This is a genomic window from uncultured Clostridium sp. (genome assembly GCF_947039605.1).
Classification (GTDB): domain Bacteria; phylum Bacillota; class Clostridia; order Clostridiales; family Clostridiaceae; genus Sarcina.
In genome coordinates, this window is the sequence record NZ_CAMQZG010000010.1 from 1 (window position 1) to 25,464 (window position 25,464).

Consider the following 25,464-nt stretch of genomic DNA (forward strand, 5'->3'; position numbering starts at 1 on the left):
TCTCACCACTTAGCTAAAGCTTGAAGTGGGAGAATTCTCTCAAATTAAGTTAAATGTTTAATATAACTCTTTACCATCTCAACATATCCCACCCAAATTTCAAATTTATAGTTTACTTTTTCTTTTTATGTTGCTTACTCGGCTTCAAATATAACTGTATTCCATTTTCCATAAAGTCTATTATCCTATACTCCCAATATGCGATAAATGTAATTTTCAAAGTTACTATTACACAAAATATAGTTCCTGCTAATAGCCAAACTCCTCCACCATTTCTTTTAACAAATATTATTCCAAGCATTGCACCTATTACTGAAAATATAGTTATTTTATTTATTTGACTACTTTTATTCTTTTTTTCTTTGCTATATCGCTTAATAATAAACCATTTGCTTGTTTTATAAAAAAGTAGACTCATTATTGAAATTACAAAACCACATATTATAAACAACTCAATTGATGATTTATTAGTACAAATGGAATAATATATAAACCTTTAATTATAATATTAACTGATTTCAAAACTGTAATTAATCCTACTATAATTATTAAACTTCCAAAACAAATTACTTCTAACCAACCACTTTTTCTAAAAGCATCTATTTGTAAAAATTCCTCCTGAGCTACTTTATAATTTTTTATAAAATTTTTAATTTCCTCATAATTTTCCTCATATTTTAATCTTTCTATATACTCTTTTACCACCATAATATATCCACCCAATTTTCAAATTTATAATTTACTTTTTCTTTTTACATTTCTTATCTTTATATTATCACCTTTAACATTTTTTTCCAATTTATATTTTTCATTTGAAAAATACTTTTCTAAAATATATTTCAAATTAAGAAAGACTTAAGATTTCTTTAAGTTTCTATTAAGTAAATGCTTTTATAATAAATTTATAGAGTTAAACAAATTGAATTTAAAAATAAAAAAATTAGGGGATGTTATTATGAAAAATGTTATGAATGTTATTCTTTATCTTACTCTTGCTATAGTTTTAGGTACACTTATAGGGAATTCACCTACTATCTTCCTCGCTATATTCTTTGTTCTTATAATCGCTAGATGTATTTATGTAATACCTAGTAAAATTAATATTGATGAGAATGGTATGAAGATTGGAAATACTAATCTTAAATATTCTGATGTACTAGAAGTTAATTTACTTGATAAGAAACCTACTGCATTCAGACTTTGTGGAGCTGAATTTAAAACACAAGTAGGGGATTTTGGGGTTCAAGGTTATGGATTAAGTAGAGTTTATACTAAAAATTCTTCTACTACAATTTTTATAAAAACTAAAAGAAGAAAATTCTTTATAAATTTAGAAAACGAAGAAGAAACAACTTTAAAATACAAGCAAATACTTAATGAAGTAAATAAAATAACTACAAATGATTGTGCATACGCAAAGTAAAAGTTATATCATTAAAGTAACTTAATAAAATAAACCCTATAAGCGTGGATAGCTATATAAACTAGGTCCACTTTTATAGGGTTTATTTTTATCTATTATTTAAAATTCACTTACTTTTTTTAATTTATTGTATAAAAAAATCAGCTACCTTGGTAGAAGTAGCTGATCGGCATTAGTTACTTGTTTGATGTATTAGCGATGATATAACTATAACATGTTTTTTCTCAAAATCTAGGATAAATGAAAACCTTTTACATTTTTTATAATTCGTTTTAAAAGTTTGTTTTTTCCTAATTTTCACTAGTATCTTATTCTTTTTTCATTCAAACATTGACCTTTGGGTAAAATTGGTATAAACTTATTAAAGTTATATAAGACAGTTTGTGAGCCTCCTGTCTCTAAAAAAAACTACGGCAATTTTAGTTTTTAATTTTTATTATTCTTTTGTATTGATTATCTATATATTTTAGGTAATTGATTTTTTAGGCATGATTTAAATCTTAATTTCTCTATTTGTTTAGTAGTTTAATCTAAATTGCATAGGCTCTAATGGGGGAATTATGAATAGAAATAATAAAACTAGAAAACTTATCGTATCTGCACTTGTTGCAGCAATTTATGCTGCCTTAACTTTATGGCTTGCACCAATAAGCTATGGAAGTATTCAATGCAGACTTTCAGAAGTAATGGTACTTCTTGCTTTTATAGATCCTTTCTATATATGGGGTCTTACAGTAGGATGTTTAATAGCAAATGGTCTTGGGCCTGATGCAGTTTCAAATATTATATTTGGTGTCCCTGCAACATTTATAAGTGTTGTATTTGTAGCTTATACTGGAAAATGGTTTAGACATAAAAAATGGGCTATATATGTAGCATCACTTTGGCCTGTACTATTTAATGGTCTTATCATTGGATATATGCTTAAATTATTATTTGAACTTCCACTAGGATTAACAATGCTTCAAGTTGGAATTGGTGAGTTTGTTGCCGTTTCAATAGCTGGAATAATAGTTTATAAACTTGTATTTGTTAAACTAAAAAAAATGGATATAATATAAATAAAAATGGGAGTGAATCTACTTATCTAGTAAATTCACTCCCTATTTTTTATTCTGAAACTTCACACTCTTCTTTTAATTTATTATAAATTTCTTCTTTCATTTGTTTTGCTATATCTGACTCTTCTATACCTTCTTTAAAATCCACGCCCATTTTTTCTGATAAAAGAACTGCTAAAAGACTTTCCATAGCATTTACTCCTCCACCATTTTCAGTGCTGCCTCCCATAGTAACTACATTTTTAGGTACTATATCAATATTTCCTTCTTTAATAGCATCTGTAAATTTACTCATAACATCTTGAACTACCTGATACTGTGGTCCACCATAGGCATTAACCTGTTCTCTTATTGCAATAGCCTGTGATATACCTTTTCTAGCTGCCATATCTGCTTCTGCTTCACCAAGTTTTTTAATTTTATATGATTCTGCATCTGCAAGAGTTTTTTGTCTTTGAGCATCTTGTCTAGCTTTCTCAAGTTCAGCTTTACCAACATTATCTTGTATTTTAATATTAATCTCTGATTTAGTAAGTTCATCTTGTTGTGCTGCTTTTGCTTGGAACTCTTTAAGTTCTTTCTCTTTTTCACTCGCTTTCATTTGTGAGTTATAAGTTTCAATTTTTTCTTTTGCAAGTTGTCTATCACTAAGTTGTTTTAATATCTCTTCTATTTTTGCATCTCCATTAGGTGATGGTGTTCCTATTAGAACCTCTTCAAGTTCTAAATTATAATTATTAAACTTTTCTTTCATCTCATTTGTAGCTTTTAATTGAATTTCTGAACGATTTTGTATAAGTTCTATTAAAGTCATCTTTTGACCAATATTTTTAAAATAAGAAGATACCATCGGATCAAGAGTTTGATCAACAAGCTTTTTAATATCTCCAAATCTTTGAATTACAAGAGGTGCTTTTCTGTAATCTATATGAAGCACTACTGATAAAGGTAATGTTGGTTCAAAAGCATCTAAAGTTATAAGTGTAACTTCCTTTAAATTCTCATCGTATTTATGTCCACCAACTTCTGCTTTAAGCCATTTTAGAATAATATTTGTAGTTGGCACTTGTGTAAGTATCCCTGCAGAGATATTATAAGCATATTTACCAGGTTTTAAAGGTGTAACCCATATTCCTTTGCATCCTTCTGCTACAAGCTCACCATGAGTATATAAGCTTCCTGACATATCTTCACCTTTAGTACCTACAAAAGAAGTCACAACACCTGCAAATCCAACTGGAACTATAGTTTTTGGGACTATCTCTATACTAGCAAAAAGTCTATTTATAAAATAAGTACCATCACTAATAACTTGATATTGTTTTCCTCTGAATCCACCAGCTCTTAAAAATGCTTCTGAGTTTTGGAAATTATTATGATACATTTCTAAATCTTTTGGATTCTCCCCAACTACTGGTGCTATAATTTCCCCATTTGGAAGAGATGGTCCATCTTGAATAGTAACAATCCCCATTGGATCTTCAATTATATTTCCTGCTGAATTTTCAGTTCTATTTTTAATTACAACTGGTCTAAATCCACTCTTAACTTTTAAATCATCTGCCATTTTTTTAATTTGCTCTACTTCAAGTTTATTTCCTATATTTATAAAGTAATTATTAGCCTCAGTTAGAATAATAAATATTCCTAAATTAAATGCATAAGTTCCTTCTCTTAAAATTGCTCTTTGAGGACCTTTTTGTCCACCATTTTCAAGAAAACTTCTTGTATCTTGGAAGTTGCTAGCTTTTACAACTTGTCCAAGTGTTTGAGTTTCTGGAAGTGATTCTCCATCCCTTGAAAATACATAACCAATTTGACCTTGTGGAATAGTTACAAGCGGACACTTATTAACCTTATAAAGAAAACCTGGTTTTAAATGTATTCCTGTTCTAAGAACATCTGGTTGAAAACCTGCTTCTCCATTCATAGCTATAAACTTACCATCTTTTAAATTTCCCTTTGGTGACCACCATTTTTCAACTACTCCAACTTCATTTGTTCCTATAACTCTAAGACCTAAGATTTTGAATACTAGTAAGTAAAATATGATTAGCCCCACAACTATATAAATAGCTATCATTATGATGTTATTTGTATCTCCCATAACATGAATCCCCCTTAATTTGTTTTGTTAGTTTAATTATATTCTTATACTACCATTTATTTCCTATAAGATAATTAAGAATTTATTACTATTTTAAAGGGTATTTTATACTGTTTATTTATTATACAAAAAGGAACTATTTCAAATTCAAATCATATACTTGTACATTAGGTTGATATTTTATGTTTATCTAAAGTTTATTTTTTTTCTATATCATACAATGCTAGTTAATTTAATAGACTATTAAGGTAAATTTTTTTAAAAATATCTTCTTAATATTGTACAAAGGAGTTTTGACTATGGAAAAATCCCATAAAATATTTTTAATTATAGCCTCAGCACTATGTCTAGTAATCATTTTAACTAATATTATACTTACTTCTTCAAAAAAAGATTTAACTCGTAATGATGGGAATGATGTCATACAGAATATCAAAGAACTCACAGATTTAGAAGATTCCAATATTACAGATATTAATAATGATATAGAACAAGTTCAGGAAGAGCTAAATCCTCCAAAGCCAGAAGAACCAACAAATCCTACAGAGCCAAAAAATTATAAAGAAATATTCTCTAGTTCTCTAATAATGGGTGATTCTCAGACCGAAGGATTAACTGTATATGGTTTTTTAGATAATACTTCTGTTATAGGTGTAAAAGGGGGGAATCTTGTATCTGCTAAAGCAAATAATATCACTACACTTTCTTCACTTAGTCCAAAACATATATTTACACTATATGGTATGAATGATATTTTAATTTATCAGTCTAACATAGATGGATTTATAGATGATTACACATCACTGATAAAAGAAATCCAAGCTTTGCTTCCTGATAGCAAAGTTTTCGTTAATTCAATTTTACCTGTTGAAGAAAAGGTTACTATAGGTAGACCTGTATACAAACAAATAGATACCTATAATACAGCACTAAGAGCAATGTGTGATGAACTTGATGTAGAATATGTAAACTCTAATCAAATTCTAATAGACAATACCACTCTGTTTGAAGGTGATGGTATGCACCTTAAACCTTCTTTTTACAACAAATGGCTAGATTTATTAAACAACTATATTTAAAGGAGCTTTTTTAATGCTTAAGAAATTATTTATTTTTATTACAATTTGCTTTTCAATGCTTTTGTGTTCTTGTATGTCTACTAAAGACATAGACCTTAGTGTTATTGAAAAAAAAATTGACTCTAACATAGACACTCAAACTTATTCTAAGGGTGGATTTAAAGAACTTAGAAGATTTTTTGGACTAAATACTGATGATGTCCTTGATTATCTTCTTTATACTCCAGCTTATACAATGAGTGTAAATGAAATTTTAATAATCAAATTAAAGGACACAAATAATATCGACGCTATTAAAGATTCCATAGATACAAGGGTTGAAAATCAAATTTCAACCTTTGGTTCTTATGGACCAGAGCAATGTGCTCTTCTAGAAGAGTATATTTTAAAATCTAAAGGGAATTACATATTTTATTGTGTTTCTCCTGATAATGAAAAACTATATGATCTTTTTAAAGAAAGTATTAAATAGAAAGGTGGGAGATGCTTTATGGTTTTTAGTAGTATAATTTTTCTATTTACTTTCTTACCAATTACTTTAGGTTTATATTATATATCACCTAGGAAGTTTAAAAATTTAGCACTTTTAATTATGAGTTTAATTTTTTATGCTTGGGGTGAACCATTATATATATTCTTGATGCTTTTTACTACTATATTTGATTTCTTTATGGGAAAACTTATTGCAAGGAATATTATCTATGAAAAAAAAGCTATGTGGCTTTTGATTTTTACCGTTGCAGTTAATATTCTTATACTTGGATTTTTTAAATATTATGGATTTTTGGTTGATAACATAAATATGTTATTTTCCTTAGATATCACAAAATCCAACTTACCACTTCCAATAGGTATATCATTTTATACCTTCCAAACACTCTCTTATATAATCGATGTTTATCTTGGTAAAGTTAAAGTGCAAAAAAATATAGTATCTTTTTCACTTTATGTAACTATGTTCCCACAACTTGTTGCTGGGCCTATAGTTAGATATTCAGATGTTAATAAACAGCTTGATGATAGAACTGAATCATTTGAAATGTTTGGCGAAGGTGTAGAGAGATTTATCCTCGGGCTTGGTAAAAAAGTCTTACTTGCTAACAACATAGGTTTTTTATGGACAACCATATCAGCAATGGATATTTCAGAACTTTCAGTATTAACCGCTTGGCTTGGAATTATTGCTTTTACATTCCAGATTTACTTTGACTTTAGTGCCTATTCTGATATGGCAATTGGACTTGGTAAAATGTTTGGATTTGATTTTATAGAAAACTTTGATTATCCATATACCTCAAAAAGTATAACTGAATTTTGGAGAAGATGGCATATTTCACTTGGAACTTGGTTTAGAGAATATATCTACATACCTCTTGGTGGTAATAGGTGTAAACTACTTTTTCAATGTAGAAATCTTTTTATAGTCTGGCTAATCACAGGACTTTGGCATGGTGCAAGTTGGAATTTCGTAGTGTGGGGGCTTTACTATGGAGCTATTTTACTCCTTGAAAAACTTTTCCTTCAAGAATACCTTGAGAAGATGAATCCTATTTTATCAAGAATTTATACAATGCTTCTTGTAATGGTAGGTTGGGTTTTCTTTGGACTAGAAAGTCTTTCTGCTGGGCTAAAGTATCTTAAAACTATGTTTTTACTATCTGGTAACCCACTAATAGATAATGCTGGTGTTTATTATCTTTTAAGTTACCTTGTAATATTTATATTATTAGTTGCATTCTCAACACCAATACCATTTAAACTATTTACAAAAATTAAAGAAAAAAATACATTAATTCCAACGCTTATTAATGCTGCAATTCTTTTTACTGGAATAGCTTATCTTGTAACAGAAACTTATAATCCATTTTTATATTTTAGATTTTAGAGAGGAGGTAGCCTGTGCAAAATAAAAATTCTTACTATAAAATTCTTACTATTATATTTATAGCAGCAATTGGTGGAGTAACTGTTTTAAATACTCTATCTCCTGTAAAGGACTTTTCTGAATCTGAGAATAGAGTTCTTTCTAAAAGTCCAAAATTCACTTTTGAAAGACTTGTGGATGGCAGATATACAAAAAAATATGAGAAATATAAAACAGACCAATTTATAGGGCGTGATTTTTTTATGGCTATTAAATCTTGCTCTGATTTAATGCTTGGCAAAAAGAATAATAACTCTGTATATTTAGCAGATGATGGTTATTTAATAGAAGATTTTTCACCTATATCAGATGAAAAAATCAAAGCTAATCTTACTTCTATAAATAACTTTGCAAAAAAATATAAAGATTCAAAAACAACATTTGCAATAGTACCAACTGCTATAAGTATTTTTGATGAAAAACTTCCAAGCTTTTCACCTGTGAAAAATCAAAATACTTATATAAAATCATTTTATGATAACCTAGATCCTAATATAAATTCAGTAGACCTTTATAATACACTTTATAATAGTCGTGATGAATATTTATATTATAAAACAGACCATCATTGGACTAGCCTTGCAGCTAGCAAAGCTTATGAGACTATAAAAAAAGAAATGCAACTTGATAATGTAGAATCTACATTTATAGCGAAAACTATTACAACTGATTTTAACGGTACACTTGCGTCTAAAAGTGGTTTCAGAGGTAATTCTACTGATTCTATAGATGTTTATTTAAATAACAATAAAGACTTAAAAGTTTTATATAGTAATAGTACAGATAAAATGCCAACCTTATATGATACTTCAAAACTTGAAGGTAAGGATAAGTACGCTTTATTCTTATCTGGTAATCATCCTGAAATAACTATTAAAACAACAGCTAGGACAACTGACAGTATTATTGTTTTTAAAGACTCATATGCTAATTGCTTTATTCCATTTTTGGCTGAACATTATAGTAAAATAACAGTTATAGACCCTAGATATTACTATGATGACCTTTATAAATTGATGGAAGAAAATCAATATGATGATATATTATTTTTATATAATGCAAATACATTTTTCTCTGACACATCAATCGAACCAGTTCTTAAAAATGAATAAAAGACAATCTCTAGGGAATATTCCCCCTAGAGATTATCTTTTTTATTTAGCCTATAAATTTATTATTCATTGCTTTACTTTCATCTGATGCAAGCATTATTATAGATTCTTTATTATTTTTTTCTATACTACTCATAACCGTATTTATCCTAATATTATTCACTAATAGACTCTTTGATAAATTCTCTATATATTCCCTTAAATCAAAATTCATCTTTATATCATTATCTGATATATTTACTAAATTTATTATATTCCCATAATTTTGTTCTACCATAAGCTCTAAAATATATTTTATAGTTTCACTCAGTTTATCTTCATTTTCTCTTGTAAGAATTATTTTCTCATTTTTCATGTAACCAACTAAAGAATTAATTAATACATCAACTCTTCCAAAATGATCAATAACTTCATATGCCATATTTTTTATGCTTTCTGTATCAATCATATCACACTTCAAAAATACAACATCAGTTCCAAAACCCAGTTCTCTTTTAAGTTTTGTGATAAATTTTATCCCCTCTTCCTTATCTCTTACTGTGACTGCTAGTCTAGCTCCATTTTCTAATATTAATTTTGCTAATTCATAGCCTTTTTCAAAGTTTACTTCTGTTAATAACACAACTTTATTTTGTAATCTCATAAATATACCATCTCCTATCATATAATTTTAAAAATATTCTCTCAATTATATATTCGAAACTCTCATCTAAACTATGTATATCCAATTCATTAAATTACTAATAACATTTCTATATATTTTTTTAAAAATTAAAAAAGAGCAACAATATTAATATTGCTACTCTTCGCTCTTACTCTATATCTACAATTATTTTCCTACTTTTATTGATAAACTGCTACCTATCCAATATGCTTTTACAGTATCTCCTGGTTGTATGTTAGAAAATGCACATCCACTAACCTTAGTAACTACCTTTGAATCTGGTGTTGTTACTGGCTCTATTGTGAAGTCTCTACCTTCCTTACCCGTTATTGTTAATATAAACTCTTTGTAATCATTCATGCTATTTAGCCTCCATCGTCTGGTTCATCTTTTATTCATATTATACCATAATATTTCAAAATTTAAAGGCTATACCAATAAAAATAACCTTTATTTTTTAATTAACCTATTTTTTGGTTTATTAAAATAATATTCTCTGTTACTAAAACACACAAAAAATATAATATATTCCTCCCTAAATAATTTTTAACAATAATGGCAATACTATTAGTTATACTTTAATTTATGGAGGAATTTTATGAGAATACCAAAACATATAGGTGTAATCCCCGATGGAAACAGACGTTGGGCTTTAGAGAATTCACTAAAAAAAGATATGGGCTATACTCACGGTATAAACCCTGGACTTGAACTTTTTAAAACTTGCGAAAAAAAAGGAATCAAAGAATTAACTTTTTATGGGTTTACAATTGATAATACAAAAAGACCAGCAGAACAAAAAATTGCTTTTACAAATGCCTGTATAGAATCAGTTATGCTTATGACAAAAGAAAACTGTGAAATTTTAGTTCTTGGTAATACTAAATCACATGCATTTCCAAAAGAACTTTTAGAATTTACTACTAGAAAAAAATTTGGTACTGGTGGCATAAAAGTAAATTTTTTAATTCACTATGGATGGGAATGGGATTTAAATTTATTAAAAGAATCAAATACAACATCAAAAGATGTATCTTCTAATATACAATCAAAGGATATTTCAAGAATTGATCTTATTATAAGATGGGGTGGTAGAAGAAGACTTAGTGGTTTCCTTCCTATTCAATCTGTCTATTCTGATTTTTATGTAGTTGAAAGCCTTTGGCCTAATTTTAAATCATCTGATATTGATGAAGCATTAAATTGGTATAAAATTCAAGATGTAACCCTTGGTGGCTAAATCTCTATTATTCAAATCAGTAAAAAAGCTAAGTAAATTATACTTAGCTTTTTCTTGTTACATCAAATCCTTTAATATAATATTTTCTAAAACTTTTGTACCATCTATCACTACAGATATTCCGTTTCCAGGATGAGTTGAGGCACCTATAAAATATAAACCTTTAATATTTTTTGATTTCATATGTCCTCTTAGATAGTTAGTTTGGCTAAGTTTATGACTTAAGCCAAATGCATTGCCATAATAGCAATTAAACTTGCTTTCAAAATCTTTTGGTATAAGATATTCTTCAATTTCTATACTCTTTTCTATCTCTTCTAACCCTCTTATTTTTGTAGCTATAGTATTTATTATATTATCTCTAACTATTTTAATATTTTTAGTATTCCACTCTATTTTTTCAAAACTTAAATTAGGTACTCTAAGCATTATATTAAGACTACTTTTACCCATTTCACAAAAACTATCATCAACTGCACTTGGGTAATATAAATATAAACTTACATCTTTCACCATATATCCTTTAAATGGACCTTCTATACTTAATTTAAAATCCTTGCTTAGATATATATTATGTAATTTTAGCTCATTTATCTTTTTATTTAACCCTAAATATAGAATAAATGTAGAACATGAATATTCTTTATCTTTCAAATTGTTCTTTTTATATTTTACTTCTTTTATATCTTTTTCTAAAAGTTTCTCTAATGTATATGAATAATCAGAATTTCCAATAACTATATCTGCAGGTTCAAATTTCCCATCCACATTAACCCCAACTATTCTCTTATTATCTACAACTATTTTTGTAACTTCTGTTCTAACTTTAATTTCACCTCCTAGTTCATATATAAGTTTCTCTAAAGCTTTTACATAAGCATAAACTCCACCCTTTATATAAAATAAACCTTGTTTTTGAGTTATAGCTGGAATTAAAGTATATATATTTGATGAACCATATGGATTAGTTCCTATATACATAGTTTTAAAAATCAGATATTCTCTAAGTTTCTCACAACTAACTCTGTCTTTAATAAACTTATAACTATGCTCTACCGGTTTTATATCTAAAAACTTAAAAATTGATTGAAAACTTAAAAATTCAAAAATGCTAATCATTGGTTTATCTAAAAAATATTTTTTTGCTAATAAATACTTTCTAAAACTTTCATCTACAAACTTATTGTATTCAAATGATAACCCCTCCTGCATCCTTTCTAGAACTATATCCATCTTTTCCTTATTTGAATAAAAATCATACTGACTTCCATCACTATAATTCACTCTATATGTATGTTCTTGGTTTATAACCTCTATATAATCTCTATAGTTTCTACCACACTCTTCAAAAATATTTATATAACTTGCTTCATTCATTAAAACTGAAGCTGTTAAATCAAACTTAAAACCATCTTTTTCTTTTATATTAACTCTCCCACCTATAGTATCTTCCTTTTCAATTATAAGAACTTTTAATCCTTTATTTAATAACCTTATAGCTGTACAAAGTCCACCAATTCCAGCACCTACAACAATAGTTTTCACTATATCTAATCCCCTTTCCAATTTTCTATCTTAAATCTAGTATCTGCATTTTAATCAAAAATATAAAATTTATATTTAATGTACAAAATCCTATCATAATATTGTATAATATTATGATAATACACTATGGAGGTTTAATATGAATAATGTTTTAACTATTGAGAATATGACAAAACTTCAAGAAGAACTTGATTTTAGATTAACAGTTAGAAGAGCTGAAATTGCTAAAGATAAATTAATAGCAGCTGCTCATGGAGATAGATCAGAAAATGCTGAATATAAGGAAGCTTGCGCTGAATATAGAGAGAATGATAATAGAATACAATATCTTATGACTATGATTTCAACAGCTACTGTTGTGGATACTGCAGAGCTTGATAAATCAAAACTTACTATAAATACTAAAGCTAAAGTTAAATTTGTTGAAGATGGTGAAGAAGAAATCATAACACTTGTAACTACACTAGATTTAGACCCTGAAAATATGATGATTAGCATAGAATCAGAACTTGGAAAAGCTTTGCTTGGGAAATCAATTGGTGATGTTATTGAAGTTGTTGCCCCTGGTGACAATTACACTATCGAAATCTTAGAGATACTAGAATAATAATTCTAGTATCTTTTTTTCTTTAAACATGCTTAATAATTTAATATCAAACATTTTTTATCATTAAAATTCATAAAATGTAAAATATAAAAAATTATTAGGAGGCTTCTATATGCAAAGACCCAATATACTAATTCTTATGGTAGATGAAGAAAGATTTCCAACAATATATGAGAGTAAAGCTACTAAAGAATGGCGTACTCAATACTTAAAAGCTCAAACTCTTTTAAAGCAAAATGGATTTGAATTTAAAAACCACTATGCTGCAAGTACTGCTTGTGCACCAAGTAGAGCTAGTATTTATACTGGTCAGTATCCCTCACTTCATGGTGTAAGCCAAACTCCCGGTGCTGCAAAAGATGATTTTGACTCAGATATGTTTTGGCTTGATCCTAACACCGTACCAACTTTTGGAGATTATTTTCAACAAGCAGGTTATTCAACTTTTTGGAAAGGAAAATGGCATGCATCTCAAGCTGATATTATAAATCCTGCTCCTAATCACCCATCATATTTAAGCTATGATATTAATTCTGGCATTCCCTCTCCTCTTGGCGAAGAAAGATACTTAAAAGCAAATAAACTTCTTCCTTATGGTTTTAATGGATGGGTTGGTCCTGAACCATTTGGTGATTTACCTGCAAATTCTGGTTCATCATCACCTAAAATGATATCTGGCAGGGATGTTATTTTTGCTAATGAAGCAATTGAACTTATAGAACAACTTAATGATAATGATTCTTTAGAACCTTGGATTATGACTACTTCTTTTGTTAACCCTCATGATATAACACTCTATGGTGAAATAAGTAGACTTAGTGATGATTTTAATTTTTCTATTGATCCTTCGGTTCCTCATATAGATAGCGCCCCTACTTCTCATGAGGATTTATCAACTAAACCAAGATGTCAAAAATCGTATAAAGAAGTATATCAAGAAGCTTTTCAACCATCTTTAGATACTGAAGAATATAGACAGCTTTACTATTCTTTGATGCTTAAAGCTGATACACAAATGCAAAGAGTTTTAGATGCACTTATAAAGTCTAAATTCTATGAAAATACTATTATTATTTTCACTTCTGATCATGGAGATCTTGGTGGCTCACATGGTGGTCTTTTTGAAAAATGGTATCAAGCATATGAAGAAACAACCCACGTACCTCTTATAATCCATAACCCAAAATTATTTGACCATTATCAGTGTACTGATGCTATAACTAGCCATGTAGATTTACTTCCAACATTACTTTCACTTGCGAATATAGATCAAGCTACTACAAGATTAAAACTTAAAAAAACACATACTCAAGCTTTAAAACCTGTTGGTAGAGATTTAACACCTTTGTTCAATAAATGTTGTGACTCTCCTGAATTTTCAGAAGGAATTTACTTTATGACTGATGATGACCCAACAAAAGGACAACATCAAGAAACTTTTGAAGGAAAAACCTATAAAGCAGTTATTGAACCTAGCAGTGTAGAAACCATAATCATTTATTTAAAAAATACTGAGACTAACTATCGTGAAAAATGGAAGTTTTCTAGATACTTTAATAACAGCGAACTTTGGACATCGCCAAACAAAGAAGATAAACTTCTTGATAAAAGAGTATCCGATAAGCTTTGCGAGGTTGATATTTATACTATTAATAGAATTGATAAGATTGAAGACTTTGAGATGTATAATCTAACAAATGATCCAATTGAAGCTAATAATTTAATTAATGAGTATTACTGTGATAAATCAGTTAAAGAAATTGCAGACTTACTTTATGGGCTATTAATTAAACAAAGAGAAGAAAAAAGACTTTCACCCCAATAATTTATAACTATATAAAAATAGCTTTAGAATTTCTTCTAAAGCTATTTTTACTATAATTTTTTATTTTAATATCTCGTGTATAAGTTCTGTAGCCTTTTGGTATCCACCACTATTTTTTAGTGATTCACCTATCTTAATAGCATTTTCTTTATAACTACTATTATTTAAAATAGCTTCAACAGCTTCTTTTATATCATTAGCAGTTTGCTTTTCTATAAGGTTAATTCCAGCACCAAGTTCTTCAACTCTAGCTGCTACAACTGGTTGTTCTGCCATTTGTGGAACTACTATGAGTGGTATACCATTATATAAAGCTTCACTTGAACTATTCATCCCACCATGTGTTATAAATAAATCTATTTGTTTTAACACTTCGAGTTGTGGAACATAATTATATATATCAAAGTTACTAGGAACTTGTCCAAGTTCTTCTATTTTATTACCTTTTCCAATAGACATTATAACTTTAACATCATTATTATCTCCTAATGCTTTAAAAGCTTCATGGTAAAAGCTAAAATTCTTATTAGCTAATGTTCCAAGTGAAAGATATATAAGTTTTTTATTATCAGGATTGCTTATTTTAAAATCACTAAGCTCTTTTCTATCAAAAATAGATGGTCCTACAAACTTATATGTATCATCAAAACTTTCAACCTCTGGTTGATAATATCTTGATGTAAACACAATTTTCAAATCAGAATTTACACCTTTCATTACCTCCACCATGCTTTTTGGTGCTATTACTCCATACTCTTTATTTATCTCTTCAAATCCTGTAAAGAATTTATCTTTAAGCATTTTAGCAAGTTCTACAGAACCTCTTTTTTGATTATATTCAAATATACGTTGTGACATATTTTTATTAAGTGCAAATGTTGTTACACTCTGTATTACTTTTTTAATATTAAATTTTTTAATTATTTTTGTTCCCGGATTTATAAATGGATCTACCACTATATAATCAAATTCTCCATCTTCCTCAAATGCTAAATCTAAAGACTTTTTGTGTATATCAGCATTCTTTGATGTCATATTAATACCTGTATACCCTTTAAACTTCGCACCTACTTTTTCTAGCTTCTCTCTATATTCATCAGATGAAATATATACTACTTCATCACCTTTATTTATAAGTTCACTTACTAATCCAATTGTTGGATTCACATGTCCATGCCCTGGAAAAATAATAAATAATCCTCTTGCCATAAATTTCACATCCTATTTTTTTATCTTTTGTTTAATTTCTTGTCTTCTTTTTTATCATTATAACTTAAATACTATAGAACTCAATGAACACTTAGACTTGATTTGTTCAACAATTAAAATATATACTATATATAATACTCAAAAAGTTAGCTAAAATAGGAGAATTTCTAATGACAGAAAAAAATGATAAAAGATTCTTAACAACAGATAGAAAAATCCAAGATTATTTTATAGACTTATTATATAAAAAATCTTTTAACAATATAACAGTAACCGACATAGTAAAAGCTGCTAATATCAGTAGAGGTACTTTTTATTTACATTATAATGATAAGTATGATTTACTCGAATTTATTGAAAATACTATTATGAGTGAATTAAAAGAAGTTATGAATAGTCCTAAGATAAATCCTAGCAATAAGCCTTACTCAGAACTTGTAATTAATAAAATAGAAGAAAACTTTAGATATTTTAAAAAGAAGTCTAAATTACTAAAAGCTGTAATAATTAATAATTCAAATGCTAACTTTGAATATAAATTCAAAAGACATATTGAACAAATTTTTCGTGATAAAAAATCTTTGCCAAGTGAGTCTGATAATATTGCTGGATTACACTATTCATTTATCTATATTTCTGCTGCTTATTTTGATGTAATGAAAGATTGGATTAAAACTGGTATGAAAGAAGAAGAAAAAGATATGGCAAAATTATTCTTCTATATGACAAGAACTGGACCAATAAATGTTGTTAAAAACATTATTGATAAGAATACATAAACTAAATATAGTAAGAAAGCACCTGCAAATGCAAATGCTTTCTTACTATATTAATCTTCTATCATAATTTCTAATATCTCTTTATCTGTTCCTTGCATTCCATACTTTCCAAGTCTTCCAATAGCTGAAATAGTTTCTTCTATATCACCCTTTATAATCCCTGTATTATAGTCATATGCCTTGTCCTCCATAGCAATATAGTGTGCCATCATACCAGCATCTATACAAGTTGCTATTTTTGACCCACATGAAGGTTTAGCCCCATCACATACTATTCCTGAAATATTTGCAAAAGTATTTACTATTGCCTTATCTATCTGTTCTAAACTTCCGCCCTCAAGATAAGTTATAGCAGCACCTACTGCACATCCTCCAACAACTGAACCACAAAATGCCGATAATCTACCTATTCCAGCTTTCTCATGAATAGTTATAAGATTAGAGAATACAAGCCCTCTATATAATTTTTCATCTGACATTTTTTTATCATTAACGTATAAAATAACTGGGATTGAAACTGTCATTCCTTGATTTCCACTACCTGAGTTAGTCATAACAGGCATTGCACTCCCGCTCATTCTAGCTTCTGATGCTGCCGATGTATAAGCTTTCATCTTAGTAACTACATTATTTTTATCTCCAGTTTTTAAAATTATGTTACCTATACCAACTCCATACTCTCCACTCATACCTTCTTTTGAAATATTCATGTTATATTCTATCTGTGTATCCATAAGAGATTTAATATCTTTTATATCAACAGTATTTGAAAACTCATATATATCTTTAACTGATAATATACTTCTATCTACAAAAACACCAAGATACTTTTCAGGGTCCTCATCTGCTTCAAATTCAACTTTTCCATCTTTAACAACTTTAGATATGTTATTATGTGCAAATTTTATTTCAACCATAGCACTATGATTTTCTGAATAAACTTCCATTTGAATGTGAAGAGGTATATTTTCCTCTAAGTTTTCTATAGTACAATAATCTGTATCCATTAATTCTTTCGCTCTATCTTTATGCTCCTGAGTTACCTTACTTATAACTTCAAGACCTTTATCTGCATCTCCACCGATTGCTCCAATTATAGAACTAGCCTTTATCCCAACTAATCCATCAGTATTTGGAACAGTAACGCACATAGCATTTTTTATTATGTTACCACTGCACTTTGCAACTATTTTAGTAGGTTCTTCACCTAAAACTGCCGCTGCTCTAGCTGCTGCAAAAGCTATTGCAATTGGCTCTGTACAGCCCATTGCTGGTATAAGTTCCTCTTCTAAAATTTGAATATATAATTTATATGTATTTTTATTCATTAAAATTGTCCTCCAACTTGTCCATTTTTTCTTAATATAATAATAACATCTTACGAAGATTTTTTACATAGAGTTGTTCAATTAACTATTTTTCTACATTTTACTCTAACCTATATCTATATAAAAAAGGAATTTCTCATAATTATAAGAAATCCCTTTTACTAAATATATTCTATACCCTAATTATGTGCTTTACTTTTCTTTAAATATAAGTGCTACATAAATACCCGTTGTGATAAGTATTGCTACAACCGGTACAAGTATTATTATATCTGTTATACTCGCTATTCCACTCTCAGCTGACTTTATAAGTTTCATTTGAAATGACACAAATAAAAGTATAGCTTCAAGATTTAAAATTTTTAAAAATGTACTTGTTAAATTGTACTGTCTATCCCTATTATTCTTTGTTATTTTAATTAAATGTTTTTCCAAGTTAGGATATGTACTCATAATAAATAATAGTATGTATACCCCAATAGAAATCCCAACAATAATAAATAATGAATTCTTTGATAAATAATGGTCAGCAGTTCCTACCTCATTAAAATGAGCTGGTATCATAGCTTGTGCAGTTACCCAAAATTTATAACTTATAATACTTAATAAAATAACCCATATAGCTGCTACTATGTCTACCACAATATTTATTTTTCTATATATTCCACTTGCTCTCCATCTAGCCAAACTTTCTTCCTCCTAAAATAAACCTTTTTCTACATATATCATTATACTATCAAGCTTCCTATTCCTCATTACTTATATGTGTCATTTTCTATAAAAAAAGGTTACTATCAATAACTTTTTCACCTCTACATTTTCATAAATTAATTATTTAATTTTGCTCCTTCAAGAACTTTTGTTAAACTTGCTTGTATAATTTTAGAGTCTTCTGGATATTTTAACTCTAATGAAGTTTCCTTTGCAATAGCTGCTGCCATAGATGATTGTACTGATTGCTTTGTATTTGGATCTTTAATAGAGTTGATATAATCCATCTGTCTTTGTCTAGCAGTCTTAATTTCATTGTAATAAAATTCTTCTTTTTCCTGTGTAGTTTTTAACTTTGCATGTTCTACTTTTACTTGCAGCTCTTCTTCTTTCTCTTTTTTTACATCTTGCTCTTTATTCTCTATATATTCTTTTAAAAATGAAATTTCTTTATCTACAGCTTCTTTAGACATTACTCCTGTAGATATTATGTTTTTAACATCTGTCTTATCAATAACTTTCTTAGATTCATTTATTGAATCTTCTGAATTATATTTAACAATCTCCTCCATAGAACCATCACCAGCCATTCTAATTTGACTATAAACAGAATTTAAATCACTCCACTCACCTGCTGCTCGTCTTACATTATCATATAGTGTTTTTTCCTGTGTATTCAAACTTTTAGTGTCTATACTATTTAACTTTCCAATAAAACCTTGAATATCATCTCCAGATTTTCTAAATTCTGAAACATATGACTCTATTTTAGATTTAAAATTAGAATTAATCACATCTTCTTTCTCTACCTTAGACTCTGCAATATGCTTATCACTAAGCCCTGATACTTTGACCTTATCTTCTTCAACTTCTTTTGTATCTTGAACTTTAACTTGTTCTTCTTTAGCTTTAACTTCCTGTGCCTGTTGAGCTTCTAACTCTTGTTGTTTTACTTCTTTCATATGTGATTTATAACTATACCCACCAGCTACTCCACCTACAAGTACTAACCCTAAAATTATAATACCAATCTTTTTATTTTTCATATAAAAATCTCCCCTATACTTAAACTAAATTTTATTAAAGTAAAATATTACATATTTATTAAAAATTTCTTACATATTTATTTTAAATCAAACTAAAATAAAAATCTACTTTTCAAAGGAAAATTAACATATCCTTTAACTTCTTCTTAAATTACTATTTTCAACTACCTTAGATATAACCTTCTTTAATTATTTTTAAACTTAATTAAAGAAAAAAACTATGCACAAATTAAATGCATAGTTTCCCTGTTATTATTCTAAATGAATGGATTATAGAATCTTCCACCATTCACATATACTAAGTACCCTGCTAGTATCACAAGACAAAGCCCAAATATCATAACTGCATAGTCACTCTTTGCAAACTTCTTCCCACTATACCAAGTACGTTTTTCTTTACTTCCAAATGCTCTTATTTCCATAGCGCAACTTATTTTATCTATCTTTTCTAGGCTAGAGAATATAAGTGGCATTATAATTACTGAAGCATTTTTAACTCTAGTTATTGCACTAGCTTTTTTAGACATATCTATCCCTCTTGCTTGTTGTGCAAATGCTATATCATGATACTCTCTTTGAATATCTGGTACATATCTAAGTGCTATTGCTACTGAATAAGCAATTTTATAACTCACACCTATTTTATTTAAAGATGCTGCAAATTCACTTGGATTTGTTGCAACCATAAATATAAGTGCCATTGGTGTTATTAGTAAATATTTAAGTACAAAATTAAGTTGATAAAATAATTGCTCTGATGTTACTTGATAGTAATTTGTTATCTTAAATAATACTGTTTTTGTACCATATATCTCACACCCTTGATATGGTGATATAAGATATATTGCTATTGTATTTATTACAAGAAATATTATTATAAAGTAAAATACAAATGATATTTCTTTAAACTCAACTTTTGAAACTTTAAATATAATAATACTTAAAACTAAAAGTCCTACTAAAAGTCTTGTATCATAACTTATCATTGATGCTAGTATATAAGCTAGTAAAAATAATATCTTAGCTGCACCTGTAAGTTTATGTACAAATGAATTTTTATTTGAATATTCAAGCATAGTTTGCATCTATCTTGCCCTCCTATCAACTTCTATAAACTTATTAACTAAATTTCTAGGTTTTTCAAACCCTAGTTTTACTGCAAGTTCATAAAGTGAAGTTTCTTTAAGATTAGCTCTTTCTATAACATCACCATCAGTTAAAATATTAGATGCTATATCCTCTGCTATCTTTTGCCCACCTGCTAGGACTATCCCTCTGTCAGTATATTCAAGCATGAGGTGTATATCATGAGTAACCATTATTATAGTAACTCCTTTTTTATTAAGCTCTACAAGGAACTCCATAATTTCTGTGTAATGTTTGAAATCTTGTCCTGCTGTTGGCTCATCAAGAATAATAACTTTAGGATTTAAAACTAAGATAGAAGCTATTGTTACCCTCTTCTTTTGACCATAACTAAGTGCTGATATAGGCCAATTTCTAAATGGATATAACCCACATATTTTAAGTGTTTCTATAACTCTCTCTTTTGTTTCTTCCTCACTAAATCCTCTAACCTTTAAGCCTAGTCCTACTTCTTCCATTATCATAGGCTTAGAAATCATTTGATTTGGATTTTGCATTACTATTCCTATATTCTCTGCTCTCTCTTTAATAGAATCTTTTATCATATCTTTGCCTTCAAAAAGAACTTGTCCTTTTGTTGGTTTATAGAATCCACATATAAGCTTTGAAATTGTAGACTTACCTGCACCATTTCTTCCAACTATACTAAGTATTTCTCCCTTTTCTACTTTAAATGAAACATCTTTTAAAATCTGCTTACCTTTTTTATCATAAGAGAAATCTACATTTTTAAACTCTAATATAACTTCACTTTCCTTTGCTATAGCAATCTCTTCAACATCACTACTCCAATTTCTAAGCTTCTCTTTATATTCATCAAGCTCTATAGTATTAATACTAGCAAGCTTCATCTCTTCTTTTACAGGAATATCTGCATATTTTAATGCTGTTACATAAAGTGGTTCTCTAATTCCATTTTCAATTAAAACATTACTTGCTAAAAGTTTATCTGGGCTTATATCTGCAAGTATCTCACCCTCATGCATAACTATAATCCTATCAACATCTCTATGAAGAACATCTTCAAGTCTATGCTCTATAATTATAATAGTTTTATTATTTTCCTTATGAATTTTATCTATAAGTTCAATAGAAACTTTCCCAGTTGCAGGGTCTAAACTTGCAAGCGGCTCATCAAAAAGAAGTATCTTTGCATCGCTAACCATAACCCCTGCAAGAGTGACTCTCTGCTTTTGCCCACCTGACAGACTATGTGGTGAAGCATCAAGGTAAGTATCTACCCCTACAATTTTTGAAACCATATCAACTCTTCTTATCATCTCTTCTTGTGGTACACATTCATTTTCAAGCTTAAAAGCAATATCCTCTGCTACTGTTAGCCCAATAAACTGCCCATCAGGGTCTTGAAGAACTGTTCCAACTTCATTTGATAATCCTGCAATATCACTATTTCTAGTTTCTCTCCCATTAACCTTTAAACTTCCTTTAATCTCACCTTCATATAAAAAAGGTGCAAGTCCATTTATACAGTTAGTAATTGTACTTTTTCCACAACCTGAAGGTCCTACTATTAAAATTTTCTCACCTTCATAAATTGTAAGATTTATATTATTTAAAGTTGGACACTCTTGCGCTCTATATTGAAAACTGAAATTTTTAAACTCAATGACTGTTTTTTTCAATCTTTCTTCCCCCTGTTACTTAAAATAATTTTCGCTATAAATAAAAATAGAATACCAAAATAAATCTATCTGGTATTCTCTCCATTAAAGATATTCCTTTTTAAGACTACCTTTTTTAATTCTTGTTTTTGAATATGAGTAAATAAGTATTGTACCTAGTATTCCACAAGTAATTGTATTTGCTACACCAGCAACTGCTGCTTGTATATAGACTTTTTCTATTGGCTCTTTGTATAAAACAAAATCTAAAGTTGGAGCAACAAATCCCCAAGCGATAGCATTAGCGACTACTTGATATATGTTATATATAATCATTTGCTTTTTTTCAAAAATACCATCTGAAATATTAATTCGCTTACTAGCAAAACCAATAATAAGTCCCATAACTGCTGAGGCAATAATCCAACTAAACCATGGTGAGCCATAAGTTAAGTCTTTTAGAGTATGTCCTAAAAATCCAATAGCAAAAGCTGTTTTAGGTCCATATATAATTGCCATAAGAGCAAGGAATGCATAACATGTAGCAAACTCTGTATTAGGAATCCCTGTAGGAATTGCTGCAAAACGACCAAGTATCATAAATACAGCAGCACCAATACCAATAGCAACCACTTTATTAATAGTTAATCCTTTTTTCATCTTAATCTCCTTTAAAAGTAGATTTCTGTTATTTTATATTCTTTTTTTCGACATAAATTAATACCTTTTTTATATTACAATAAATAACCTCTTAATACAATAAAATATATAAAAAAAAGATAGACAAACTTTCAAAAAGTTCATCTATCTTTCGCATTATATATCTCATAGTAATTTTTCCACTTCTGCTCTAGTTGCAAGCCCACTAGAAAAAGCACTAGCACTTCCTGCTAGAATCCCAAGTTTAAAAGCTTTTTCCAAACTATTATTTTCTAAATATCCAGCTATAAATCCAGCCACCATAGAATCTCCTGCACCTACTGAATTTATAACTACTCCTTTAGGTGCTTTGCTTTTTAAAACTTCATTATCCTCTGTAATTAAAATAGCTCCATCACTAGCCATAGATATTAAAACATTTCTAGCTCCTAATTCTCTAAGTTTTTTAGCTTGCACTATTATCTCTTCATCTAAATTTATTTCTACATTAAATAACTCTGCAAGTTCATGATGATTAGGCTTTATCAAAAACGGCTTATATTTTAATACATTTCTAAGTAAATCCCCCGTTGCATCTACTATAAATTTAATACCTCTATCATCAAACTTTTGTATTATTACTTCATATATATTACTAGGCAAACTACTTGGAATACTTCCTGCTAAAACTAAAATATCATTTTCTTTTAAACTTTCTAATTTTTTAAATAATTTCTCTAAATCATTTTTTGATATACTAGGTCCACTACCATTAATTTCAGACTCTTTATTTGATTTAAGTTTTACATTAATTCTAGACATTCCACTTTCAAGCTTTATAAAATCTGTATCACATCCAAACTCCTTAACTCGTTTCTCAATTTCACCACCAGTAAATCCAGCAATATATCCAAGTGCTTTACTTTTAACACCAAGATTATTCAAAACTATAGAAACATTAATTCCCTTACCACCAGCATATATTTCTTCTTGATTACTTCTATTTACTTCTCCAAGTTTTAAACTATCAACTTTAACTACATAATCAAGTGCAGGGTTGAATGTTATTGTATATATCATAAATTTCACCTCAATAAACTCTTTATCTTTTTAATCTTAGTTTATCAAACTTTTCTACTTAATTCACCTTACTACAGTCATTTATAGAAGTACCACCTATACCACCACCATGTGTTATAAGTTTATTTCCTGATAATATAATTCCAAGTTGTGGAAATGCTCCATTAAATTCCGATTTTGTATATGGATTAGATTTAGATCTAACTAATAGCATAGCTAAATCTCCTTGACCATCTACCTTTACATCCCCATAATTATCATACTGTGATTCACCAAAATATCCTCCAAAATTAACTTGTTCAATGTAATAGATAGGATTATTTATAGTTGTATTTTGAAATGAAAATACATCTTATTTTTTCTCATAAGCATCTTTTATATCTGCAATAGTATTTATGTTTTTTGAATATACTATTATTAGCTATACAGAAAAACTTACTAACTTAAAACAAAGCTAATTTGTTACTTTATAGCCCCAAAAATCTGTTACTTTAATAATATATAAATTTAGTTGTCAATGAATTTATTAATATTATTATTCCTTATAGATTATTAAAACTTAAGGAGCGATTATTTATGTTTAAAATAGAAGTACAAGGTGAAATATACAAAGACCAATATATCGAAATGAATACTTATATTGTTGATTATCAAGGGGAATGTTACATAGTAGACCCTGGATATGAGAAAGAAAAGATTCAAAAAGTTGTAGCTGATAATAACTTAACTGTTAAAGGAATTATTTTAACTCACTCACACTTAGACCATATAAGTGCGACTGATGCTTTTGATGTTCCAATATATATGTATGAAAAAGAATACGATTTATTCATGTATAACTACAACGACCTATATGAAGAGCGTGGAATTGTAAGACACTATAACCTTGATGGTAGAAGTTTCATCAAATTAAAAGATGGAGATACACTGCCTCTTGGCGATAAAGAAATTACTTTTGTTCCAACTGCTGGTCATACTATGGGTGGAGTTTGCTATATCTTTGAAAATGATATGTTCTCTGGAGATACCCTTTTCAAAGGTGCAGTAGGTAGATCAGACCTTAAAACTGGTAATATGAATGACTTAAAAGAAAGTATTGTTAGACTTATAAATAGTCAAAATGAAGATTTAAGAGTTCACCCTGCTCACGGCGCTAGCACTAGTATAGGTTTTGAAAAGAAGTATAACCCTTATTATAATGCTTGGAAATAATCCTCTAAAAATTATATTTTATACTTTTATACAAATTCAAATGAGAACAATAGCTTAACTGCATATTGTTCTCTTTCATTTTATTATTAATTATTTTTTTCACTA

26 protein-coding genes are annotated in these 25,464 nt (G+C 28.5%); 11 read left to right on the forward strand and 15 right to left on the reverse strand.

What is annotated here, in order from left to right; all coding sequences use genetic code 11:
• Window positions 1-112: 112 nt before the first annotated feature.
• The gene (locus Q0V24_RS05145) at window positions 113-418 is read right to left on the reverse strand and encodes a hypothetical protein (protein ID WP_297519250.1); all 306 of its coding nucleotides are present in this window, start codon (window positions 416-418) and stop codon (window positions 113-115) included.
• A gap of 23 nt (window positions 419-441) precedes the next feature.
• Window positions 442-708, reverse strand: a complete 267-nt coding sequence (locus Q0V24_RS05150; protein WP_297519252.1) for a hypothetical protein — start codon at window positions 706-708, stop codon at window positions 442-444.
• 247 nt (window positions 709-955) lie between these two features.
• On the opposite strand from Q0V24_RS05150, the gene Q0V24_RS05155 reads away from it, so the two are divergent.
• Together Q0V24_RS05155 and Q0V24_RS05160 are read left to right on the forward strand one after the other, a co-directional pair.
• The gene (locus Q0V24_RS05155) at window positions 956-1,423 is read left to right on the forward strand and encodes a PH domain-containing protein (RefSeq protein WP_297519254.1); all 468 of its coding nucleotides are present in this window, start codon (window positions 956-958) and stop codon (window positions 1,421-1,423) included.
• 560 nt (window positions 1,424-1,983) lie between these two features.
• The gene (locus tag Q0V24_RS05160; protein ID WP_297519256.1) at window positions 1,984-2,484 is read left to right on the forward strand and encodes a QueT transporter family protein; all 501 of its coding nucleotides are present in this window, start codon (window positions 1,984-1,986) and stop codon (window positions 2,482-2,484) included.
• Window positions 2,485-2,533: 49 nt separating this feature from the next.
• Here Q0V24_RS05160 and Q0V24_RS05165 read toward each other — a convergent pair whose 3' ends face one another.
• Window positions 2,534-4,591, reverse strand: a complete 2,058-nt coding sequence (locus tag Q0V24_RS05165; RefSeq protein WP_297519258.1) for an SPFH domain-containing protein — start codon at window positions 4,589-4,591, stop codon at window positions 2,534-2,536.
• A 299-nt stretch (window positions 4,592-4,890) separates the two neighbouring features.
• On the opposite strand from Q0V24_RS05165, the gene Q0V24_RS05170 reads away from it, so the two are divergent.
• From Q0V24_RS05170 to Q0V24_RS05185, 4 genes are read left to right on the forward strand one after another with little or no spacing between them, the layout of a single operon-like run.
• Window positions 4,891-5,670, forward strand: coding sequence for a GDSL-type esterase/lipase family protein (locus tag Q0V24_RS05170; protein WP_297519260.1), 780 nt, complete (start codon window positions 4,891-4,893; stop codon window positions 5,668-5,670).
• Between the two features lie 13 nt (window positions 5,671-5,683).
• Window positions 5,684-6,142, forward strand: coding sequence for a DUF4358 domain-containing protein (locus tag Q0V24_RS05175; RefSeq protein WP_297519262.1), 459 nt, complete (start codon window positions 5,684-5,686; stop codon window positions 6,140-6,142).
• Window positions 6,143-6,160: 18 nt separating this feature from the next.
• The gene (locus tag Q0V24_RS05180) at window positions 6,161-7,555 is read left to right on the forward strand and encodes an MBOAT family O-acyltransferase (protein WP_297519264.1); all 1,395 of its coding nucleotides are present in this window, start codon (window positions 6,161-6,163) and stop codon (window positions 7,553-7,555) included.
• 14 nt (window positions 7,556-7,569) lie between these two features.
• Window positions 7,570-8,706 (forward strand): DHHW family protein, encoded by a 1,137-nt coding sequence (locus Q0V24_RS05185; protein ID WP_297519266.1) that lies wholly within the window; start codon window positions 7,570-7,572, stop codon window positions 8,704-8,706.
• A 46-nt stretch (window positions 8,707-8,752) separates the two neighbouring features.
• Here the strand turns inward: Q0V24_RS05185 and Q0V24_RS05190 are convergent, their stop codons facing one another.
• Both Q0V24_RS05190 and Q0V24_RS05195 read right to left on the reverse strand, forming a co-directional pair.
• A complete protein-coding gene (locus Q0V24_RS05190) occupies window positions 8,753-9,349 on the reverse strand; it encodes an SDR family NAD(P)-dependent oxidoreductase (RefSeq protein ID WP_297519268.1) in 597 nt (198 codons plus the stop codon).
• 186 nt (window positions 9,350-9,535) lie between these two features.
• A complete protein-coding gene (locus Q0V24_RS05195) occupies window positions 9,536-9,730 on the reverse strand; it encodes a hypothetical protein (RefSeq protein ID WP_297519270.1) in 195 nt (64 codons plus the stop codon).
• Between the two features lie 238 nt (window positions 9,731-9,968).
• Between Q0V24_RS05195 and Q0V24_RS05200 the strand changes: the two genes are divergently transcribed.
• On the forward strand, window positions 9,969-10,610 hold the full coding sequence (locus tag Q0V24_RS05200; RefSeq protein ID WP_297519272.1) for an undecaprenyl diphosphate synthase family protein: 642 nt from the start codon (window positions 9,969-9,971) through the stop codon (window positions 10,608-10,610).
• Window positions 10,611-10,667: 57 nt separating this feature from the next.
• Here Q0V24_RS05200 and crtI read toward each other — a convergent pair whose 3' ends face one another.
• Window positions 10,668-12,155: an NAD(P)/FAD-dependent oxidoreductase gene (crtI, locus tag Q0V24_RS05205; RefSeq protein ID WP_297519274.1), complete on the reverse strand. Its 1,488-nt coding sequence runs from the start codon at window positions 12,153-12,155 to the stop codon at window positions 10,668-10,670.
• Between the two features lie 139 nt (window positions 12,156-12,294).
• On the opposite strand from crtI, the gene greA reads away from it, so the two are divergent.
• Together greA and Q0V24_RS05215 are read left to right on the forward strand one after the other, a co-directional pair.
• A complete protein-coding gene (gene greA, locus Q0V24_RS05210; protein WP_297519276.1) occupies window positions 12,295-12,762 on the forward strand; it encodes a transcription elongation factor GreA in 468 nt (155 codons plus the stop codon).
• Window positions 12,763-12,874: 112 nt separating this feature from the next.
• On the forward strand, window positions 12,875-14,587 hold the full coding sequence (locus Q0V24_RS05215) for a sulfatase-like hydrolase/transferase (protein ID WP_297519278.1): 1,713 nt from the start codon (window positions 12,875-12,877) through the stop codon (window positions 14,585-14,587).
• A 60-nt stretch (window positions 14,588-14,647) separates the two neighbouring features.
• Here the strand turns inward: Q0V24_RS05215 and Q0V24_RS05220 are convergent, their stop codons facing one another.
• The gene (locus Q0V24_RS05220; RefSeq protein ID WP_297519280.1) at window positions 14,648-15,796 is read right to left on the reverse strand and encodes a macrolide family glycosyltransferase; all 1,149 of its coding nucleotides are present in this window, start codon (window positions 15,794-15,796) and stop codon (window positions 14,648-14,650) included.
• A gap of 170 nt (window positions 15,797-15,966) precedes the next feature.
• On the opposite strand from Q0V24_RS05220, the gene Q0V24_RS05225 reads away from it, so the two are divergent.
• A complete protein-coding gene (locus Q0V24_RS05225; protein ID WP_297519283.1) occupies window positions 15,967-16,575 on the forward strand; it encodes a TetR/AcrR family transcriptional regulator in 609 nt (202 codons plus the stop codon).
• Window positions 16,576-16,625: 50 nt separating this feature from the next.
• On the opposite strand, the gene Q0V24_RS05230 is transcribed toward Q0V24_RS05225, so the two are convergent.
• The 8 genes from Q0V24_RS05230 to Q0V24_RS05265 all read right to left on the reverse strand — a co-directional run bounded on the left by Q0V24_RS05230 (window position 16,626) and on the right by Q0V24_RS05265 (window position 24,361).
• Entirely contained in the window at window positions 16,626-17,903 is a 1,278-nt protein-coding gene (locus Q0V24_RS05230) for a serine dehydratase subunit alpha family protein (RefSeq protein ID WP_297519285.1), read from the reverse strand.
• Between the two features lie 192 nt (window positions 17,904-18,095).
• Window positions 18,096-18,590: a DUF1648 domain-containing protein gene (locus tag Q0V24_RS05235; RefSeq protein WP_297519287.1), complete on the reverse strand. Its 495-nt coding sequence runs from the start codon at window positions 18,588-18,590 to the stop codon at window positions 18,096-18,098.
• Between the two features lie 140 nt (window positions 18,591-18,730).
• A complete protein-coding gene (locus tag Q0V24_RS05240; RefSeq protein ID WP_297519289.1) occupies window positions 18,731-19,660 on the reverse strand; it encodes a hypothetical protein in 930 nt (309 codons plus the stop codon).
• A 257-nt stretch (window positions 19,661-19,917) separates the two neighbouring features.
• Window positions 19,918-20,745: an energy-coupling factor transporter transmembrane protein EcfT gene (locus Q0V24_RS05245; RefSeq protein WP_297519291.1), complete on the reverse strand. Its 828-nt coding sequence runs from the start codon at window positions 20,743-20,745 to the stop codon at window positions 19,918-19,920.
• Window positions 20,746-22,449: an ABC transporter ATP-binding protein gene (locus tag Q0V24_RS05250; protein ID WP_297519293.1), complete on the reverse strand. Its 1,704-nt coding sequence runs from the start codon at window positions 22,447-22,449 to the stop codon at window positions 20,746-20,748.
• An 84-nt stretch (window positions 22,450-22,533) separates the two neighbouring features.
• Window positions 22,534-23,088, reverse strand: a complete 555-nt coding sequence (locus Q0V24_RS05255) for an ECF-type riboflavin transporter substrate-binding protein (RefSeq protein WP_297519295.1) — start codon at window positions 23,086-23,088, stop codon at window positions 22,534-22,536.
• 165 nt (window positions 23,089-23,253) lie between these two features.
• Entirely contained in the window at window positions 23,254-24,147 is an 894-nt protein-coding gene (gene pfkB, locus Q0V24_RS05260) for a 1-phosphofructokinase (protein ID WP_297519297.1), read from the reverse strand.
• A gap of 58 nt (window positions 24,148-24,205) precedes the next feature.
• Entirely contained in the window at window positions 24,206-24,361 is a 156-nt protein-coding gene (locus tag Q0V24_RS05265; protein WP_297519299.1) for a hypothetical protein, read from the reverse strand.
• 362 nt (window positions 24,362-24,723) lie between these two features.
• Here Q0V24_RS05265 and Q0V24_RS05270 point away from each other — a divergent pair, with 362 nt between their 5' ends.
• A complete protein-coding gene (locus tag Q0V24_RS05270) occupies window positions 24,724-25,359 on the forward strand; it encodes an MBL fold metallo-hydrolase (RefSeq protein WP_297519301.1) in 636 nt (211 codons plus the stop codon).
• The last annotated feature ends 105 nt before the right edge of the window (window positions 25,360-25,464 follow it).

Coding starts and splice junctions, on each gene's coding strand:
- Q0V24_RS05145 (WP_297519250.1), bottom strand. CDS start 418: ATGAGTCTACTTTTTTATAAAACAAGCAAATGGTTTATTATTAAGCGA.
- Q0V24_RS05150 (WP_297519252.1), bottom strand. CDS start 708: ATGGTGGTAAAAGAGTATATAGAAAGATTAAAATATGAGGAAAATTAT.
- Q0V24_RS05155 (WP_297519254.1), top strand. CDS start 956: ATGAAAAATGTTATGAATGTTATTCTTTATCTTACTCTTGCTATAGTT.
- Q0V24_RS05160 (WP_297519256.1), top strand. CDS start 1,984: ATGAATAGAAATAATAAAACTAGAAAACTTATCGTATCTGCACTTGTT.
- Q0V24_RS05165 (WP_297519258.1), bottom strand. CDS start 4,591: ATGGGAGATACAAATAACATCATAATGATAGCTATTTATATAGTTGTG.
- Q0V24_RS05170 (WP_297519260.1), top strand. CDS start 4,891: ATGGAAAAATCCCATAAAATATTTTTAATTATAGCCTCAGCACTATGT.
- Q0V24_RS05175 (WP_297519262.1), top strand. CDS start 5,684: ATGCTTAAGAAATTATTTATTTTTATTACAATTTGCTTTTCAATGCTT.
- Q0V24_RS05180 (WP_297519264.1), top strand. CDS start 6,161: ATGGTTTTTAGTAGTATAATTTTTCTATTTACTTTCTTACCAATTACT.
- Q0V24_RS05190 (WP_297519268.1), bottom strand. CDS start 9,349: ATGAGATTACAAAATAAAGTTGTGTTATTAACAGAAGTAAACTTTGAA.
- Q0V24_RS05195 (WP_297519270.1), bottom strand. CDS start 9,730: ATGAATGATTACAAAGAGTTTATATTAACAATAACGGGTAAGGAAGGT.
- Q0V24_RS05200 (WP_297519272.1), top strand. CDS start 9,969: ATGAGAATACCAAAACATATAGGTGTAATCCCCGATGGAAACAGACGT.
- greA (WP_297519276.1), top strand. CDS start 12,295: ATGAATAATGTTTTAACTATTGAGAATATGACAAAACTTCAAGAAGAA.
- Q0V24_RS05215 (WP_297519278.1), top strand. CDS start 12,875: ATGCAAAGACCCAATATACTAATTCTTATGGTAGATGAAGAAAGATTT.
- Q0V24_RS05220 (WP_297519280.1), bottom strand. CDS start 15,796: ATGGCAAGAGGATTATTTATTATTTTTCCAGGGCATGGACATGTGAAT.
- Q0V24_RS05225 (WP_297519283.1), top strand. CDS start 15,967: ATGACAGAAAAAAATGATAAAAGATTCTTAACAACAGATAGAAAAATC.
- Q0V24_RS05230 (WP_297519285.1), bottom strand. CDS start 17,903: ATGAATAAAAATACATATAAATTATATATTCAAATTTTAGAAGAGGAA.
- Q0V24_RS05240 (WP_297519289.1), bottom strand. CDS start 19,660: ATGAAAAATAAAAAGATTGGTATTATAATTTTAGGGTTAGTACTTGTA.
- Q0V24_RS05245 (WP_297519291.1), bottom strand. CDS start 20,745: ATGCAAACTATGCTTGAATATTCAAATAAAAATTCATTTGTACATAAA.
- Q0V24_RS05255 (WP_297519295.1), bottom strand. CDS start 23,088: ATGAAAAAAGGATTAACTATTAATAAAGTGGTTGCTATTGGTATTGGT.
- pfkB (WP_297519297.1), bottom strand. CDS start 24,147: ATGATATATACAATAACATTCAACCCTGCACTTGATTATGTAGTTAAA.
- Q0V24_RS05265 (WP_297519299.1), bottom strand. CDS start 24,361: ATGCTATTAGTTAGATCTAAATCTAATCCATATACAAAATCGGAATTT.
- Q0V24_RS05270 (WP_297519301.1), top strand. CDS start 24,724: ATGTTTAAAATAGAAGTACAAGGTGAAATATACAAAGACCAATATATC.